At 49.9% G+C, this 18940-nt stretch carries 15 protein-coding genes and 1 pseudogene; 8 read left to right on the top strand and 8 right to left on the bottom strand.

Annotation, left to right across the window (positions count from 1 at the left end; all coding sequences use genetic code 11):
* Positions 1-88: 88 nt before the first annotated feature.
* The gene (gene acnA, locus EZJ49_RS15385; protein WP_262553144.1) at positions 89-2773 is read right to left on the bottom strand and encodes an aconitate hydratase AcnA; all 2685 of its coding nucleotides are present in this window, start codon (positions 2771-2773) and stop codon (positions 89-91) included.
* Positions 2774-2792: 19 nt separating this feature from the next.
* Positions 2793-3341 (bottom strand): NUDIX domain-containing protein, encoded by a 549-nt coding sequence (locus tag EZJ49_RS15380; RefSeq protein ID WP_262553143.1) that lies wholly within the window; start codon positions 3339-3341, stop codon positions 2793-2795.
* 197 nt (positions 3342-3538) lie between these two features.
* On the opposite strand from EZJ49_RS15380, the gene EZJ49_RS15375 reads away from it, so the two are divergent.
* From EZJ49_RS15375 to EZJ49_RS15355, 5 genes are all read left to right on the top strand, one after another.
* Positions 3539-4297: a hypothetical protein gene (locus tag EZJ49_RS15375; protein ID WP_262553142.1), complete on the top strand. Its 759-nt coding sequence runs from the start codon at positions 3539-3541 to the stop codon at positions 4295-4297.
* 134 nt (positions 4298-4431) lie between these two features.
* A complete protein-coding gene (locus tag EZJ49_RS15370) occupies positions 4432-4998 on the top strand; it encodes a hypothetical protein (protein ID WP_262553141.1) in 567 nt (188 codons plus the stop codon).
* Entirely contained in the window at positions 4995-7451 is a 2457-nt protein-coding gene (locus tag EZJ49_RS15365; protein ID WP_262553140.1) for a beta strand repeat-containing protein, read from the top strand. The genes EZJ49_RS15370 and EZJ49_RS15365 overlap by 4 nt, the downstream gene beginning before the upstream one ends.
* Complete coding sequence (locus tag EZJ49_RS15360; protein WP_262553138.1) at positions 7405-7851, top strand: tail fiber domain-containing protein; 447 nt, start codon at positions 7405-7407, stop codon at positions 7849-7851. The genes EZJ49_RS15365 and EZJ49_RS15360 overlap by 47 nt, the downstream gene beginning before the upstream one ends.
* A 112-nt stretch (positions 7852-7963) precedes the next feature.
* Positions 7964-9151, top strand: a complete 1188-nt coding sequence (locus EZJ49_RS15355) for a hypothetical protein (protein WP_262553137.1) — start codon at positions 7964-7966, stop codon at positions 9149-9151.
* Positions 9152-9193: 42 nt separating this feature from the next.
* Here EZJ49_RS15355 and EZJ49_RS15350 read toward each other — a convergent pair.
* Positions 9194-9562, bottom strand: a pseudogene (locus EZJ49_RS15350) (ester cyclase); the annotation flags it as partial.
* An 84-nt stretch (positions 9563-9646) separates the two neighbouring features.
* On the opposite strand from EZJ49_RS15350, the gene hmgA reads away from it, so the two are divergent.
* Positions 9647-10933 carry a homogentisate 1,2-dioxygenase gene (gene hmgA / locus EZJ49_RS15345; protein ID WP_262553136.1) on the top strand — a complete coding sequence of 429 codons (1287 nt, stop codon included), beginning with the start codon at positions 9647-9649 and terminating at the stop codon, positions 10931-10933.
* Positions 10934-10994: 61 nt separating this feature from the next.
* Here hmgA and EZJ49_RS15340 read toward each other — a convergent pair whose 3' ends face one another.
* The 5 genes from EZJ49_RS15340 to EZJ49_RS15320 all read right to left on the bottom strand — a co-directional run bounded on the left by EZJ49_RS15340 (position 10995) and on the right by EZJ49_RS15320 (position 16161).
* Positions 10995-11480, bottom strand: coding sequence for a hypothetical protein (locus tag EZJ49_RS15340; RefSeq protein WP_262553135.1), 486 nt, complete (start codon positions 11478-11480; stop codon positions 10995-10997).
* 124 nt (positions 11481-11604) lie between these two features.
* Complete coding sequence (locus tag EZJ49_RS15335; RefSeq protein WP_262553133.1) at positions 11605-12351, bottom strand: UDP-2,3-diacylglucosamine diphosphatase; 747 nt, start codon at positions 12349-12351, stop codon at positions 11605-11607.
* Positions 12351-13994, bottom strand: coding sequence for a cell division protein FtsZ (gene ftsZ / locus EZJ49_RS15330; RefSeq protein WP_262553132.1), 1644 nt, complete (start codon positions 13992-13994; stop codon positions 12351-12353). The genes EZJ49_RS15335 and ftsZ overlap by 1 nt, the downstream gene beginning before the upstream one ends.
* 49 nt (positions 13995-14043) lie before the next feature.
* Positions 14044-15294, bottom strand: a complete 1251-nt coding sequence (gene ftsA / locus EZJ49_RS15325) for a cell division protein FtsA (protein WP_262553130.1) — start codon at positions 15292-15294, stop codon at positions 14044-14046.
* Positions 15295-15414: 120 nt separating this feature from the next.
* Positions 15415-16161 carry a cell division protein FtsQ/DivIB gene (locus EZJ49_RS15320; protein ID WP_262553129.1) on the bottom strand — a complete coding sequence of 249 codons (747 nt, stop codon included), beginning with the start codon at positions 16159-16161 and terminating at the stop codon, positions 15415-15417.
* Between the two features lie 172 nt (positions 16162-16333).
* Between EZJ49_RS15320 and EZJ49_RS15315 the strand changes: the two genes are divergently transcribed.
* Both EZJ49_RS15315 and EZJ49_RS15310 read left to right on the top strand, forming a co-directional pair.
* Positions 16334-17869 carry a methyl-accepting chemotaxis protein gene (locus EZJ49_RS15315; protein ID WP_262553128.1) on the top strand — a complete coding sequence of 512 codons (1536 nt, stop codon included), beginning with the start codon at positions 16334-16336 and terminating at the stop codon, positions 17867-17869.
* Positions 17870-17956: 87 nt separating this feature from the next.
* Positions 17957-18883, top strand: coding sequence for a universal stress protein (locus EZJ49_RS15310; RefSeq protein ID WP_262553127.1), 927 nt, complete (start codon positions 17957-17959; stop codon positions 18881-18883).
* The last annotated feature ends 57 nt before the right edge of the window (positions 18884-18940 follow it).

Below are 18940 nucleotides of genomic sequence, written 5' to 3'. Positions count from 1 at the left end.
CCTGTTGGTTCTCAATAGGAAAGGGGGGCTCTCCACCCCCCTGTATTGTCATTTCGACCATAAGTTCGACAACAGTTCTTTGCCCGCCTTAAGCCAGCTTGCGCAGAACATAATGAAGGATGCCTCCATTTTTGTAGTACTCAAGCTCCACGGCTGTATCGATGCGTGAACGGACTTTCACTTCCTGCTGGCTGCCATCCGCACGATGGATGGTCACAGTCAGATCCTGTTGAGGTTTCATCCCCGCTTCAATACCACGAATATCAAAGGTCTCTGTGCCATCCAGATGCAAGGTCTTGCGATCCATGCCCGCATGGAACTGCAATGGCAAAACGCCCATCCCAATTAGATTGGACCGATGAATGCGCTCAAAGCTTTCTGCAATGACCGCTTTTACTCCCAGCAGGCGAGTCCCCTTTGCCGCCCAGTCACGGGAAGATCCTGTGCCGTATTCTTTTCCGGCAACCACAACCAACGGTGTGCCATCAGCCTGATACTTTACAGCAGCATCATAGATCGCCAGCGTTTCATCGTTTGGCAGATACTTGGTCATGCCGCCTTCCACACCCGCCAGCATTTCGTTTTTAATGCGGATGTTGGCAAAGGTTCCACGCACCATCACTTCGTCATTACCACGACGTGAACCGTAAGAATTGAAATCATGCGGTTGTACGCCATGTGACGTCAGATAGCGCCCTGCCGGAGAATCCTTCTTGATACTGCCCGCCGGAGAAATATGATCCGTGGTGATCGAGTCCCCCAGAATCGCCAGTGCTCTGGCGCCTTGCACGTCATGAAGTTTTTCCGGGCTGCCGGTCATGCCTTCAAAGTACGGGGGATTTTTGATGTACGTGCTTTTTTCCCAGGAGTATGTCTGAGAAGCCGTCGTATTGATTTTCTGCCAGTCTTCCGTTCCGGCAAAAACATTTCCGTAGCGTACATCGAACATCTTGGTTTCCACAGTCTTATTGATCGTGTCCTGAATTTCCTGAGTGCTTGGCCAGATGTCTTTCAAATAAACCGGATTCCCCGCAGAGTCTTTCCCCAAAGAATCATTGGCAATATCAATCATCATATTACCCGCCAAAGCATGCGCCACCACCAGCATCGGAGATGCCAGATAGTTTGCCTTCACGTGCGGATTGATACGACCTTCAAAGTTTCTATTACCGGAAAGAACTGATGCCACCACCAGATTTCCCTTTTCCACCGCGTGAGCAATCGGAGCCTGCAGCGGACCGGAGTTTCCGATACACGTTGTACAGCCATAACCCACAAGGTTAAAGCCCAACTGATCCAGATACAGCTGCAAGCCGGAGCGTTCCAGATAATCCGTCACCACCTGTGACCCCGGAGCCAAAGACGTCTTCACCCAAGGTTTGACCTTCAAACCTTTTTCCACAGCCTTCTTCGCCACAAGTCCCGCCCCGATCATCACGGATGGATTGGAGGTGTTGGTACAGCTTGTGATCGCCGCAATCACCACATCCCCATGACCCAGGGAATAAGCCTGGGAATCCACAGTCACCGCAGATGCGGCCTTCGTGGCTTTATCTGCCGGAACCTGGAAGCCAGTGATAAGTTGTTTGGAAAAATCCTCTGCCGCTTGGGTCAGAACCACACGATCCTGAGGACGCTTCGGCCCGGCCAATGAAGGCTCGACCGTGGACATGTCCAAGTGCAAAGTGTCGTTGAAGTGATAGTGCTGTTCAGCTTCTTCAGAACGCCACAAACCCGCTTCCTTCGCATAGGCTTCAACCAGGGCGATTGTTGCCGTATCACGTCCGGAAAGTTTCAAGTATTTGATCGTCTGTTCATCAACCGGGAAGAATCCGCAGGTCGCTCCGTATTCCGGAGCCATATTGGCAATCGTCGCACGGTCTGCCAAGGACATGGATGCCAGTCCCGGGCCATAGAATTCAACAAATTTTCCAACCACACCTTTTTTACGAAGCATTTGCGTGATGGTCAGAACCAGATCCGTCGCGGTTGTGCCTTCTTTCATTTTGCCTTCAAGCTTGAAGCCTACAACTTCCGGAATCAACATGCTTAAAGGCTGCCCCAGCATCACAGCTTCGGCCTCGATACCACCGACACCCCAGCCCAGCACTGCCAGACCATTGATCATGGTTGTGTGACTGTCCGTCCCCACCAGCGTGTCCGGGAAAGCCGTGTGACCATCCAGGCCATTTTCAGACCACACTGTTTTACCCAGATATTCCAGATTCACCTGATGGCAAATTCCTGTTCCCGGCGGAACCACCTTGAAGTTTTGGAATGCCTGCTGTCCCCATTTAAGGAAAACATAGCGTTCGTGATTACGTTCAAACTCCATCTTGACGTTTTCATCAAAAGATTTTGGTGTCGCAAAAGAATCGACCATTACTGAGTGATCAATAACCAGATCCACTGGCACCAGCGGATTGATTTTTTTCGGATCGCCACCCAAGGATTTCATGGCATCACGCATGGCTGCAAGATCCACCACCGCAGGAACACCGGTAAAATCCTGCATCAAAACACGCGCCGGGAAGAATGAAATTTCGCGGGACAGGGATTCTTTGCTTAAACTTAACAAAGAATCAATATCCTCTTTACTGACATGCAGTCCGTCTTCATGGCGCAGAAGGTTTTCCAAAAGAACCTTCAATGACACCGGAATTTTTTTAAGATTGGGATGTTGAATTTTATGAGGATTGAAAACTGTGTAGCTCTGCGAGCCGACCTGAAGCTGGGATTTTGTCTTAAAACTGTCTTTGGATTGAATGAACATGAGAGGCTCCTTCCGCCTCTCAATTCCACTCTCCTCTTAGGAATTTATCAAGCCAAAAAGCCCCGATCTGGGTTTTCACATCGCTGACTTTTCCGTCGAAAACCAGACGCATCAAATCCGTCGGTTTTACTTCGACAACCTCAATAAATTCACCCTGATCCAGGCGCTGTTCCAAGAGCACAAGATCCTTGGCCAGATACAAATCAATATGTTCGTTGGAATAGCCGATCACCGGATGAATTGTGGTCAGGAACTTCCATTCTTTGGCTTCATAGCCGGTTTCTTCCAACAGTTCCCTTTTTGCCGTCAGCAGCGTTTCCTCGCCATGATCGCGTTTGCCTGCGGGAAATTCCAGAAAGACCTGTTTCACCGCATGACGGTACTGATGAATCATCACCACATTTCCATTCGGCAGCAGAGGGATCATCATGGCCGCCCCGGGGTGCAGAATGTATTCACGCGTATAGGTCCTGCCGTCGGGCGCCTGCACCTGGTCCTGTTCCACCTTCAGATAACGTCCTTTAAAAATTTGTCTTGTCGAGAGAGTCTTTTCTTCCAAATGCTTCATGGGACCAGAATCTCATACGGGGACAGTGTTGTCTCAATAATAGTGACTGGACGAAAGAAGGTCCCGTCCTTTGTCCAAAAGGTGTATGATCGACATTGCTCATAGCTGTTGAATACACGAGTCTTGTATAGAATATATCTGTACCAGAATCAGTTTAGTAAGATGAATTTTATTAGTAAGATCAGGAGGATCATCCTATGAGAGCCTTGAATAAGGTGGGACTGTTTTTGTCCACCATTGTCGCCGTGTCCGTTATCTCCGTTCAGGATGCAAATGCACAAAGACGTTTTAGCAGAGGCCCAAGCCTTTCCGGGGATATGTCCCTGGGTATTGGTATCTCCACGGTGTCTGCCGGACAGAACGACATGAACTCTTTGATTGATGCCGCTGGTTCCAGTGCCGCTGCTGCTGACACCAAGGATCTGGGCAGTGCCTGGGAATTCTATGCAAACTGGTCCTACCGCTTTAGCAGCACCATGTATGCCTTCGTCTTCCGCCCGTCTTATTTCACTCAATCTACAGAGGGCAGCGGGACTGACGGCAGCTACGACTACAAGCTGACAGGCTTCACCGTCTTCCCGATTTTCCGTATCTATGCATTGGAAAATTCTTTCATTAAGTTCTACATGCAGACCGGCTTGGGCTATGGAAGTCTGAACGGTGAAATCACCGCCGGAACCAAAAACCTCGATTTCAAAGGCAGTGCCTTTGGTGCGATGGGTGGGATCGGTGTGGACTTCTGCTTCACGGAAGCTCACTGCCTGACAGTTGAAGGTAATCTTCGTTATATGCCTATTGAACGCAACCTGACCACCGGAGGCAACTGTGCCGCCGCCAGCGATATTCCGGGTGTAAGTCAGTGCGGCGGCAACTCTGAGGTTGAGCGCGATGGCAAAGACTTGGCGACGACAATGTCCGGAGTCCAGGGCCTGATCGGCTACACCATGAACTTCTAGAAATAAAATCGTCTTAATTCAGTACTCGCTACACCTGAGGGTCCCTTTAAGCGGGACCCTTTTTTTATTCCCGCTTTGAGACTTTAGAACCCTCTTCATTATTCCGATATTTTATTAACATGCGCATAAAGTACGTGAGTAAAATCGCCATTTTAGGTTTTCTCTGGCTTGCCCTTGCGGGGTGCTCTGACAGCACACCGGAAGTGCAGGTTTTGCGCGCATTGGATGATCTGACCTTCAATCCCCAGTCCATCGTGACCTCCAGTCTGGTGTCCGTGCCATTGCAAGCACGTTGCGCTCACTATGTGAACTCCATCGAAATGAGTCTGGATGGCGGCGCCACTTGGCTGTCGCCTTCCGCCTATGACAACTCTGCCGGCACCTCTTGTAAGAATGGAAAGTTCCAGGTTCAGTTATCCAATCTAAAGGCACCGTGGAGTGCTATGAATATCTCTGCCGGACAAACACTGACAGTGAAATTCCGGGCCCAACCCCGCCCGGGTCATTACTTCTACAAGGAAGTCAGCATCCGTTACACCCCGTCCACATCACGCAGCCAGGACATGCTGGTCGGCACTTCGGTCGATACAGGTATGGATCAATCCGGTGCCAGCGTGCGCTTGAAAAGCCGTTTGCGTTCGACTTCGCAGCATGTGGCCACTGGCGGACACTTCCGCATCCAAGGGAGAATTGCTGAATGAAACTCCCAAATCTGATGCTAACTATTTTCAGCGCTTTGCTTTTGCCGATGACGGCACTGGCGGCATCGCCGTCACCGGGGGCGTTGTTTGTCTATGAAGGTCTGTTGACCGATGACATGGGAAATCCGATCACGTCCCCGCAAACAGTGACTTTGCAGATCACCTCCAGCGACACTCTCTGTGCGCTGTATGAAGAAACTCACAATATCACCCCGGGAAGCGGCGGGGAATTCAGTCTGATTGTCGGAAGCGGAACCCGTTTGGACTCCACCAACAACACCGCAGACCGTATTTTTGCCACGACAGGTTCTGCAACCTGCACTTCCGGCAGCACAATGACTTTCTCCGGAACTTACAATCAGCGGTTGTTGCGGGTACAAGTGGGATCAACGACGTTGTCACCTGATATCACTATCAACAATGTTCCCTTCGCAATCAATGCCGGTCGTTTGGAAGATAAAAGAGCCAGCGACTTTGTTCAAACCAGTGCCAACATTTCACAGAACCGCGTTGAAACAATCTTCAACCGCTATTCGATCCTGGATTCCTTGCTGACTCTGTATTCTTTGCCCGCTGGCAACGGTCAAATCCTGATCGGAACAGGCTCTGGATTTACTCCGTCCACTCTGACTGCCGGGTCAGGGATTAATATCAGTAATGGTCCGGGCACAATCACCATCAGTTCTGCCGCCGGTGGCGGATCAGTCACCAATGTCACGGCCCTGTCCCCTGTTGTTGTGACCAACGGTGCCACGACACCGGAAATTTCAATGCCTGCTGCCAATGCGGGTTCCAGCGGCTATCTGACTGGCAGCGACTGGACAACGTTCAGCAATAAATTAGACAAAGCCCTGTCCCCGGCAAAAATTTATGTCGGTAATGCAGGTGGAACTGCCACTGCCGTGAACGTCAGCGGGGATGCCACTTTGGATAACAGCGGGGCCTTAATCCTGAATAACGTTAACACAGCCGGAACTTATTTTAGAGTTGTGACAGACGCCAAAGGTCGCGTGACTTCCGGTGCTGCGACACTCGCACCAGCAGATATTCCCGGATTGGACTGGTCAAAAATCATCAGTGGTCAGCCGACCACACTACAAGGTTATGGAATCATCGACGCTATCAAAAATCTGGGTGGCGTCCCGGGCATCCAGTCTGGCGTTGATGCCGCCAAACCTGCCGCAGGAACCACCGGCCGACTGTATGTCGCATCTGATACTTTAAAAATCTATCGTGACAGCGGAAGCACCTGGAATGCTTTGGCGGACGGCGGTGGCGCCGCGACTCCGATAAATCTGGCTGCTGATGTCACAGGCGTCCTGCCTGTTGCCAACGGTGGAACAGGTTCCACATCTGCGACGACCGCCTTCAACACCCTGTCTCCGTTAAGCGCCAAAGGGGATATTCTGGCACACAATGGCACCAACAATATCCGCCTGCCTGCCGGAACTGCCGGTCAGGTTCTGAGTGTGGATTCGTCGCAGGCCGCAGGATTGAAATGGACAACAATTCCCAGCGGTACCGTCACATCGGTTACCGGCACGGGTGCTGTGACTGTTGTTAACAACGCCACAACACCGGAAATCGGCGTGAACGATGCCACCGCCAGCGCCAAGGGTGTTGTGCAAGTTGGATCAGGCCTGAGTGTGGCTTCAGGGGTGATTTCCGCAAATCCAAATACTTTCTCCAGCGCTGTGCCGGTCAATAAAGGCGGAACAGGCGTGACCACCCTGGTGGCCAACAGAATTTTGATGTCAAACGGTTCCGCCGATGCTGTGACAGAGTTCAGTTGCGGTCTGGGCCAAATCATCAACTTTAATGCCGCCAATGTTCCGGGCTGTGCCACCTACAGTGCCGCAGGACTGCTTTTAAATGGCGGCAACAGCTTCACGGCTCCTGTTACCATTGGCTCTAACGACAATCAGCCTTTAAGCTTTAGAACCAATAATGCCGTTCGTATGACCATTGATGAATTGGGACGAGTGGGCATTGGCAACATACCGACGGCCTCGGCCTTGTCTGTCACGGGAACAGGTGAAGTAGCGCAGTTTGTTTCTGCCAATACCGGTGGTATTGCGATTGATACAACTGCCACAAACTTCAATCCATCTTTAATTTTCAAAAAAAACAACTTAAAACGCTGGACGATCATGGCAGATGCTGTGTTAGAGACCGGATCTAACTCCGGATCGAATCTTTCAATTCTACGTTACAGCGATGCCGGAGCTTTTTTGGGTTCAGCCATGACCATCGATCGTTCCAATGGCAATGTCGGAATTGCGACGGCAACGCCACTGTACACACTGCATGTTACTGGTACAGCAGCCCTGAGCACCGGCACCGCCTGGCAGGTTGTTTCGGATCAGCGACTGAAAAATATTGATGGTAATTATGAGTACGGACTAAATGAAAGCCTGGCAGGTTGTTTCGGATCAGCGACTGAAAAATATTGATGGTAATTATGAGTACGGACTAAATGAAATTCTTAAACTGCGCACCGTTCGCTATCACTACAAACCCGGAAATGCCATGAATATGCCTTCGGATAAAGCCATGACAGGCTTCATCGCGCAAGAAGTCCAGAATGTTATTCCAGATGCCGTCCGCACAGGTCCGAAAGGTTATCTGGAGCTGAATGTGGACCCGATTCATTGGGCCACAGTGAATGCAGTTCAGGAACTGCATGGAATGTGCAAGGCTTCTGAAGAACAAATCCAGCTCATCAACCGCCGTGTGGCTTCTTTAGAGGCCGATGCTGCGGAAAAAGATCAGCGCATTCGCAAGCTGGAAGAGGAAAATCAAAGTCTCAAAAAAGATCTCGAGATGATCAAAGCCAAACTGGGTCTGCAATAATTCCCAATTCGAAGCTGCACTCCATCCCAATATTGGACGTGTCTTAAGCTTTTCTCCACACTTCTTACGTTTTTGTTAAACTTATACGTATCTGATTGTTGAGGTACGTACGATGACAAAAATGCTTTTAGTCGCACTATTGCTGGTATCCCCTTTTGCCTCCGCCCATAAAAAGAAAGCGGCAGAACAAAATTCACTGCGGGCCCGCGGCCTTCTGAAAAAGATTTCCTGCAGCTATCATGGCAGCGGCAAAACCCCGACCGGGGAAAGTATTGGCTCTGTTGATTTCGCCGATCCGGAAAAAACCGTATGTGATCCTCTTAACGGCGAAAGCAGCAGCGACCCCCAACAGGGCCTGTTTGCAAAGCTGATTGTCAAAAGCCCGCAAATGACCGCACCGATCAAGTCTGTGATGGACTTCTACAACAACGGGCTTCGTCTGGAACAGGATTTATATTTTGCGGATGTCAATGTTCCCACCCGCCCCTTCACATCAGGCTTTGCCACCCAGTCCGGTGATGTGCTGGTGGATGCCAATGGCAACAGGCTTATTGAAAACTTCGCCATCGAATACACCTCCATCCTAAAACTTTCTGACCAGGATCCGGCCGGTCATTATGAAATCTCCCTGCTGTCCGATGATGGCGCCAGATTGTTTATCAAGGAAGGTAACAGTTGGAATGAGCTGGTGAACAATGATGGCAATCACCCAACTCGTCTTGGCTGCCCTTACCGCACCGTCGAGCTGAAAAAAGATTCAGCCATTCCCATTAAGATTTTATACTATCAGGGACCCCGTTATCATATCGCTAACGTGATGCTGTGGAAGCATCACAAAAAAGCCCAGAGCTGGAAAAAGCCGGCTTCTCATTCCCTGTGTGGAATCCAGAGCAATAATTTCTTCTTCAACCCTAACAACGGAAAAAAACAGGCCGCGATGAAGCTGCTGGAACATATGGGCTGGAACGTGGTTCGCAGCGCCAACTTCCAGATGCCGGATTTAAAACCAAATCCATGCGTGGAACCTGACTTGGCGATCAGCGACTTTAAAGTGGCTTCAATATCCGCCCCAACGGCACAAATCACCTGGTCCACGAACCTGCCCGCCAGCAGTCAGCTTTATATCGTGAATATCTTCACAGGCGAGGAAATGTACACCACTCTGGATTCAGACCCGGTCACAAGCCACGTGGCCGTTCTGGATGGCCTGATTCACGGATTGCAATATCAGATTCAGGCCATCAGTGTGGATGCCAAAGGCAAGGAAGTGCGCAGTCAGCCTATCATGCTGCTGCCTTAGTTAATATTCCGTGCTGGGCAAGCATCGTTGTTCAGCACGGAATCAGAACATCGTATTGCTGTTCGCTACTTTTTCCGGGATCGCCTGAATCACATCCCAGTGTTCGACGATCCGGCCTTTTTCCACTCTGAAAATATCCACGATGGCACTGCCACGGTCTGCTTTATTCATTTTGCTGTGAACATGCAAAACCACCAGATCACCTTCTGCGACAGCTCTTTTGATTTCAGAGCGCGCTTCCGGGTTTTCCTTAAAGTGCGGAATAAAATAGTCTGTAAACGGCTTTACCCCATCCGGCACATGAGGGTTGTGCTGAGTGTATTGCGGCCCCAGATATTTATCGGCGGCTTCCTGCACTTTGTGATCCTGAAAGACCATTTTATAAAATGTCGTTACGACAACGCTATTTCGTTGACGCTTCCCGCATCAAACAGCTCCCGGGTTGAGGGGCATCCCAGTTGACTTTTGCCCCCGGGACCTGATTATCTGTCCCTTATGGAAACAAAATATCTGTCAGGTTTTGGCAATCATTTTTCTACGGAAGCTCGCCCGGGTGCTTTACCCGCCGACCAAAATTCTCCACAAAAAGCCCCGCACGGGCTTTATCCGGAACAGTTAAGTGGCTCTGCCTTCACAGCCCCTCGCCATACCAATTTGTATTCCTGGCTGTATCGCATTCGTCCGTCTGTGCAGCACAAACCTTTTGTGCCGCTGAAAGATCTGACAGCAAAGACTTTCTTTAAACCTCAGCATATCAATCCGAATCAAATGCGCTGGAATCCGCTGAAGGACTCTTCCGTTCCCCAAGATTTTGTTGAAGGCATCCGCACAGTCTGCGGAGCCGGATCAGCTCTTGAACAACGTGGTCTGAGCGCCCATTTATATTCCTTCAGCAAGGACATGGGTTCTCGTTACTTTATGAATGCGGATGGAGACTTCCTGCTAGTTCCACAAAAAGGCTCTTTACATGTAAAAACAGAAATGGGCCTTATCGAAATGGAACCCGGTGAAATCGCCGTGATCCCGCGAGGCATGAAGTTCCAGATCAACCCGCTTAAAGGGGATCTTTGCACAGGATACATCGGCGAAAACTTTGGCGCCCCTTTCCGCCTTCCTGATTTGGGCCCGATTGGTGCCAATGGCCTGGCTCACCGTCGTCACTTCCTGACTCCAGTTGCCGCATTTGAGGATCTGGAAGGAAAATTTGAATTGATCGGAAAATTTGCCGGTGAACTTTGGTCCGCAGAAATGGGCCATTCTCCTTTGGACGTAGTGGCTTGGCATGGGAACTATGCCCCTTATAAGTATGACCTGCGCAAATTCAACACGATCAACACCGTCAGCTATGATCATCCAGATCCTTCGATCTTTACCGTACTAACTTCCCCAAGCGATACACCGGGCATTGCTAATGTGGACTTTGCAATCTTCCCGCCTCGCTGGATGGTCGGAGAGCACACATTCCGCCCGCCTTATTTCCATCGCAACTGCATGAGCGAATACATGGGCCTGATTTACGGTGAATATGACGCCAAAACCGCAGGCGGTTTCGTGCCGGGCGGTGGAAGCCTGCACAACTTCTATTCCGCGCACGGCCCGGACGTGGATGCCTTTGAAAAGGCCAGCCATGTGGATTTGAAACCGCACAAAATCGAAGCAACCATGGCCTTCATGTTCGAATGCCGCTCCCCTTATATGGTGACGGACTTCGCGATGGAAAAAGACTTCCTGCAAAGCGACTATCAGGACTGCTGGCAGGGTTTTAAAAAGTACTTCAAATAAATAAAAAAGCCGGGGAAACCCGGCTTTACGCAACGCTTCGGAAAAAGTAAGCAGGTACCTTTTAGTTGGCGTTGATGATGTCCATTTGCTTTTTGATTTTTACCGGAGTGATGTGGCCGGTGCCGGACTCTGTGTAACCCATCAGCTCTACAGTGGCAGTGACTTTTTCGGGTGTTGCCATTGGCAGGCCACCGCATTTCATCGGACAGGACAGATCCAGGATTTCATTGTCAGCCATACGCACCGGAATTCCGATAGCGTCCAGGTAATAGTCTGAATAAGTGCAAGTGTAAGAAGCGATTGAGGACTTGAAGGTCAATTGTAACATCGCCGGAGCAAAGAATTCCCCACTGCGATTGGCTATGCGGATTTGTGGAATGTTGATGTACGGTGAAGGAATGTCACGCTCGCTCGTACCATCCTGATAAGACATGCAGCTAATGGACGTGGAATGAATTACAAAAGCTTCTTTTTGCACGGTCATTTCCACTTGTGCCTGAGCCCCGGCAGCCAACAAGATCACCAACAAACTCATCATTGCTTTCATTAATCCTCCTTGAATACAAAAAGGATAAGTCTGTATTGAGTGCGTGGCAAAATAACTAAGGCAATACTGCTCCAGCAGATTCGGCATTCAACGCGGATGCACTACCAAAAGTAAGTCCGTACCTTTAAGGAATATAAACCCATTCACCGACGCCGTTTTTCAGGCGGAAGACCTTCACGCGCTCTTCAAACCATGAGCCCAGATTCACTGAACGCACAGAGTGACCGTTGATGGTTTCGGTATGGTCGTCAAAGACGTGCATGTGACCTGAAATAATCAAATCAAACGGCTTTTCCGCGTAGGCTTTCGCGGTGTGCGAACGGATCATGGAAATCAGCTCACCTTCATTGGAAATGCGATAATGTCCGCTGCGTTCCCGGCTTTTTTTACTGGCCTTGTTACCCAGATGATCCCAGAACTTGCCCGGCAGGATGTTTCCCAAAGGTTTAATATACGGGTTGCGAATGATGCTGCGATATTTAAGATACTTTTGATCATTCAGATTGATCAGATCGCCGTGTTCACAGCGCACGCGAACCCCGTCGATCAGATAATACTGTGCCTCGACAAAAACTTCGATCCCCAGACGTTTTTGGAAATAACCTTCCACATGCACATCATGGTTGCCTTCGATGAAAGTGATGCGGGCACCGGCCTTGCGCAAGTCCCCCAGCGCTGTCATCAAAGGTTCAAACTTTTTGGCGAAGTAAGTGTGACCACCCACCCACAGATCGAAGATATCCCCGAGCATGAAAAGGTGAACTTCCTTGGGATTTCCTTCCAACAAAGAACGCAAAAAGCGCAACAGGATTTTCCCATTGCGCTCTTCAGCGGTTTTTAAGTGAATGTCGGATATGAACCAGGCTTCCACTATTCTTTATTCAGATCGAAACCTTGTTTCTTGCGGATGAAGGCAGGAACTTCAAGATTCTGGCTGGAGAATGGAGAGCTTAGAACTTCACGCGCCATGCGACGAGCTTCTTCCAAGGACTGTTGTTCATGATCCACGTTCATGGACAACTGCTCTGGATTGCTGTGCTTGGATTTCAAGTCCTGGCTTTCTTTGAAAGCGCGGGCTTTTGCCAACAGCATATCACGTGGGGTCAGTGAGGATTCCACTTGCGGCTGGATCGGAGTTGCCACTTCCTGAGAAGGAGCCACCGGAGCCTGAGCAGCCACATTTTGTGCGGCCTGCTGAGCCATTTGCGGAGTCACGGCAGCCACAGGAGGAACAACCACAGTCTCAGTGACCTGAGGAGCTGCCTCTGTCTGCTGTGGTTGATGTGTAAAAGTCATCACCTGGGACTGAACCGCAGAGATCGGCGGAAGTTCAACCGCTGGCATCTGAGGCATCACAGGCATTTGTGGCATGCTTGGCATTGCCGGCATCTGCGGGAACTGAGGCATTTGCGGCATGGTTGGCATCTGTGGCATTTGCGCCATTTGCTGAGGCATTTGTGGCATCTGCATGTTCATCCCGCCGAATTGCGCTGCATTCTGATTCAGGAAGTTTTGCATTTGGTTCACTTGTGCCATGTCGTTTACAAGCTTCACATCGTGAGAATCAAAACCAGTTGCGATCACAGTCACACGAACTTCATCACCCATGCTTTCATCAATAACCGCACCGAAGATGATTTCCGCATCTTCGTGAGCCGCTTCAGTGATCAAAGTGGAGGCTTCGTTCACTTCATAAAGAGACAAATCAGAGCCGCCCGTTACGTTGATGATGATACCTGTCGCACCGTCAATTTTTACATTTTCAAGAAGCGGAGAGGAAATCGCCGCTGTTGCCGCTTCAACCGCACGGTTGTCACCTTTGGCTGCGCCTGTACCCATAATTGCAATGCCTTTGGAAGACATAACAGTACGGATATCGGCGAAGTCCAGATTGATCAGACCGCGGATATTGATAAGGTCAGAAATACCTTTTACTGCCTGAAGCAGAACTTCGTCGGCTTTTTTGAAAGTTTCCAGAAGCGGAGTTCTTTCAGCCGCGATGGAAAGAAGTTTTTGGTTCGGGATCACGATCAGAGTGTCCACGTTTTCTTTCAGATCAGCCAAACCGCCTTCAGCATGCTTGCCGCGCTTTTTACCTTCAAACAGGAATGGCTTGGTCACCACACCGATAGTCAATGCGCCCAGTTCACGAGCGATCTTTGCCACGATCGGAGCGCCACCTGTTCCTGTACCACCGCCCATACCGGCAGTGACAAACACCATGTCTGCACCTTCCAGCTTTTCCACGATTTCATTGTAGGATTCAATCGCAGCTCTGCGGCCCACATCCGGATTTGCCCCCGCGCCCAAACCTTTTGTCAGATCAAGACCCAGTTGGATTTTGTTCGGGGATTTGCTGGCATTCAAAGCCTGAATATCTGTGTTGGCAACGATGAATTCCACACCGTTCATGCCGGATTCGATCATCGTGGCAACTGCGTTACTACCGCCACCGCCTACGCCGACGACCTTGATATTTGCTCCAATATTGATGTTTTCTTCCAATTCAAACATTTCGATCCTCCCCACAGAATCAAGCACCCAGGGTGCTCACAGAGTAAAATTAAAAAATCTGTCCAAAAAAGTCTTTGATCTTCTTGGTGATGCCATCCAAGGATTCACCAATGTTCACTTCCTGCTGCTGTCCCTGAAGCAGATCTTTTCTCTGCGCCAGTGCATACATCAGAAGGCCGACAGCAGCGGAGAATTCTCCAGACTTCACCACATCTGTCAGGCCGCCGATTTCGCGAGGAGCCCCTCTGCGAACCGGAATATCAAAAACAAACTCACCCATCTCAACAAGACCATCCAGATTGCTTGCGCCGCCCGTAAGCACGATACCGGAACCCAGCATCGGCATCAGACCACTCATGCGAATATCGTTGGCGATCAGATTCAGAGTTTCCTCTGCACGCGCCTCGATCACATCCGCAAGGTCTTTGCGAGGAATTACGCGGGACTTGCGTCCGCCAACACCTTCGACTTCGATAGTTTCATTTTCATTCACCATGGAAGCCATGGCACAGCCATGCTTCTTTTTAAGCTCTTCCGCCGCAACCTGCGGGGTACGAAGCCCCACAGCCACGTCGTGAGTAAAGTGCTGACCACCCACCGGAATCACAGAGGAATGTGCCATGCTGCCGTTGACGAAGTACACGGCATTACAAGCACCGCCACCCATATCAACCACACACACACCCAGGTTTCTTTCGTCATTGGAAATAACAGACGTTGCTGAAGCCAACTGGGAAAGAACCAGACCCGCGATTTTCAGGCCCGCTTTTTCAACACATTTAACTGTATTATTGATGGCGCTTTGACCGCCGGTCACGATGTGCACATTGGCTTCCAAACGGATGCCGGACATGCCGATAGGATCGGTAATCCCATCCTGACCATCGACTTTGAATTCTCTTGGCAAAACATGCAGAACAGAACGATCCGCAGGAACAGCAACCGCTTTGGCGGCTTCAATCACACGGTCGATTTCAGAGGCCGTGACTTCGCGATTCTTGATCGCAACCATGCCCTTGGAATCGAAGGAAGAAATATGAGAACCGGCAACACCCACCCAGACTTCTGAGACAGTGTATCCAGACATCAATTCTGCTTCTTCTTTGGCTTTTCTGATGGAATCAGTAGTGGCTTCGATATTAACAACGACACCCTGACGAATCCCTGTATTGGGAGCGGTGCCGACGCCTGCTACTTCAATTTTTCCTTCGGGGTTGACTGTACCGATGACGAAAGAGACCTTGGTCGAACCAATGTCCAAGCCAGCCAACACCGGAGCTTTGGGTTTTGATGTACTCATCCTTAAGTCCTCACGGATGCCTAAACTATAAAGCTTCTGTAAGACCACCCGATAAAATCATTTCAAGGGGCTAAAAAGTGGGGCATCTACCCGACTTTGATCGGTCTTCCAGACTTAAGCTTAGGGACCCTTACGCAACCTGACAAGGACTTTCTTTGACAGATTCGCGTCTATGACGCGCGCGTCAAACTGGCGGGATTCGAGATAATCAACAACCTGACTGACCCGGGCCGACTTCAAGGACACTTGGTCTTCGCCCATTTTCACCTGGATTCCTGTTTTGATCATGGTCATCCAGAAGCCTTCTTTGTTGTCGTAACGAATTTCAGAAATTGTTTTTCGACTGAATGATCCTTCAGCAGGAATCTGCTCAACAACATCAACAGCCTTTTTGCGAAGCTCGGCTTTCTTCATGAAACTTTCGCCTTCAAGAAGAACAACATCCGGAGCCTGCTTGCCTTCAACCGGATCAAGAAGTTCACCACCCTTGATGATCGGCACCAGCTTGCCACCTTTACCCATATAAAGAAGCTTCACTTCGTATGGGCGCACTCGCACAGACAAAGTTGTCGGCCAGCTGCGCTTGATGTTCAGGCTTTCAACCCAGTTCATCATCTTCACATCACGAGACACCGCTTTAAGTTTGATATTCCAAAGCGACATGCCTTTGTACTTGTCCAAAGAAGCTTCCAGACGATCGACGTGAGGACGCAAAAATTGTTCTTGGCCCGGGGGTGGATTTTCTAAAATCACTTCCACTTTACCAATATCAAAAAAGCCGTTTTTATTAAGATAAAAAAGCGTGCCCGCCAATGAAAGCGGAAGAATAATAAATCCAAAGATAAGTTTCAAAACGAGCTTCTTCACTGAAGTGACTCCGCAAATCCTTTGCTGCCGTGATTTTTAGATTAGCAACAAGATCGCCAACAATGAAACGCTGTCCGCAAAACAAGACCTAGGTCTTTGCCGGGAATACGAGTTTGGAACTATATTGTTTTTGTAATGTTCACCGATACAAAGGAGGCAAAGGAGTTCCATCATGAAGTTTGGCAGCAAAGTGATTCTTAACGTGGCAATATCTTGTGTGATCTGCACTATCGCCGCCGTTGGTATCTCCTATTCAAAAATTCACCAGCAAGGGCGCGATCAACTGGTTGATAAATCCCGCGCGATTCTTTCACGTCTGGAATCCATCCGCTCTTACATCGCCCTTAGCGACAAACTTCAGGCCGACTTCACACGCACGGTTGAAGCATATCCCGATGGCAAACTGCCAGAGGATGTGCGCAAAAGTCTTCTGCGCAAAGTTCCGATCTTTGCCTCTATCGTGGTGGGTTTTGAAAATGCCGAACAGGATGGATACAAGTTCCGCGTTTTTTCAGCCGCTCCCCGCCGCGAGGAAAACAAAGCCTCCACTTCCGAACTGGAAATTCTAAAACGCTTTGAAGCCAATCCGGAACTAAAGGAAATCATCGAAGGCGATAATCAGCAGGTGGTCGTGTATCGTCCGGTGCGCCTGTCAGAAGCCCAGGGCTGCCTGCTGTGCCACGGAAATCCGACAAACAGCCCCTGGGGAAATGGCAAAGACATTCTGGGTTTCCCGATGGAAAACTGGAAGGACGGAAAACTGCACGGTGTGTTTGCTGTCACGTCCTCCACGGACGGCGTAGCAACAGCTGCGACCAGCACCACGACTTCCATTTTAATGTGGGCTCTGCTGATCACGCTGTCCATTCTGGTCGCGTCTTATGTTCTGCTACGTTCACCTTTGAACGCCCTGCTGACAGCCATTGGCAAACTCAATACCGCCGGAACTCAGGTTTCCACCACTGGCAACGAGATCTTCACCTCCAGCCAGAACCTCAGTGACTCTGCGGTGAAAGCGGCCGCTTCCATCGAGGAAACCTCCGCATCCACAGAAGAAGTTTCCAGCATGGTGAAAATGAACAGTCAGCATGCCAATCAGGCCCGCGATCTGGCCCAAACGGCACAGGAAAAAGCGCGCCTTGGCGAAAGCGAAGTGCACAAGCTGACAGCCTCCATGGATGATATCTCTGCAAGCTCTAAAAAAATTGAGGAAATTATCACGGTCATTGATGACATCGCCTTTCAGACAAATCTTCTGGCTCTGAACGCTTCCGTTGAAGCCGCACGTGCCGGTGAACACGGAAAAGGTTTTGCTGTTGTCGCAGAAGCCGTGCGCAGTCTGGCACAGCGAAGCGCCACTTCCGCCAAAGAAATTTCCCACCTGATCAACGACAGCGTGGAAAAGATCGAAACCGGACATGAGGTGGTTCGTTCCAGCGCCGAATCTTTAAAAGAGATTGTCACAACGATTGAACAACTGTCGTCTTTGAATATAGAGATTTCCTCTGCCAGCGGAGAGCAGGAACAAGGGATCACTCAGATCAATCGCGCGCTGAATGACATGGACAAGATCACGCAGGCCAATGCCGCCGCCGCAGAAGAATGTGCCGCGGCCTCCGAAGAGCTTACGCGTCAGTCATCTGTGATGGAAGAAGCAGTCCAGCAACTCAACGTTATTATTACAGGAAAGCAACAACAGTCGGCGTAAAAGCATATCTTTGTCTCAAATATGATCTGAATCATGGACCGGGGAACTTAAAGTGCTATCCTTCAAGTACGACGAAGGAGGCTAGCCATGAGTTCCCATTCACTTCTGATCGCCGATGAGCTTGAGGGCAAAGACGACGTTACACTGCGACGATCTCAGGTGAATCGTAAATTTGCCTCGGACCTTTCTGTCCGCCTGCAATGCCCGGTGGATTTGATCTATGTCAAAACTCTAAAAGACATTCCAGGTCGTCTGTCACTGAATGCCGGCGAAAAAGCCAAACTGATCACACAGAAATCCCAACAACTGGCGCCGGTAATGAAAAGCTTCACCCGCCCCGGTAAACTGATCGTCAAGTTCGGCTCCCCTTTACGGGAAATTTCCAGCGCCCTTAAAGACTCTCACAACATCGAAGCTCTGATTCTGGGATCACGCGCTTTAAGTGGCATGGATCGCTTCTTCCTAGGCAGCGTTGCGGAAGAAGTTGTGCGCTCTGTAAAAAGACCGGTCTTTATTTTAGGCCCAGGCACACAGAACGACCAATATGCCCTTTCAGAAAAGAAAGAACTGCGCATTGTGATCGCCACCGATCTGACAAAAAAATGCCGGGCGGCTGAAACCTATGGCGTCAGTCTGGCCAAACGTCTGGGTGCCAAGGTTCTGCTTTATCATTCCGCCGCAGAAACCCTGCGCACAGTGGAGCAATATGTTTTCGCTTCCGGGGAAGCAACACCAAGCATTGATTCCATCTTTGACGATATTAAAAAAGATGCGGTGGCCTCCATGGAAAAACGCGTGACCCGTTTGAAAGCCAAAGGCATCAACTGCGAAAGTTATATCGAAATGGAAAAAACTCCGTTTGTGGAAACCCTTCTTTCCAGCACCAAAGATTCGATGGATCTGCTTTGTATGGGAGACGATAGCAGTGGGGGTTTGTTCACCTCTCTATTGGGCAGTAACCTGCGGGACATGATTGCAAAGTCACCCGTTCCGGTGATTGTCGTCCGGGGCTAACCACTAGATTTCCGCATCGTACAGATCACATATCACACTTGTAAGGAAGATTACCAA

Source organism: Bdellovibrio bacteriovorus (assembly GCF_025558485.1).
GTDB classification, from domain to species: domain Bacteria; phylum Bdellovibrionota; class Bdellovibrionia; order Bdellovibrionales; family Bdellovibrionaceae; genus Bdellovibrio; species Bdellovibrio bacteriovorus_G.
Note: the sequence above shows the minus strand (reverse complement) of the source record. Positions and strands in the feature narration are given on the sequence as shown.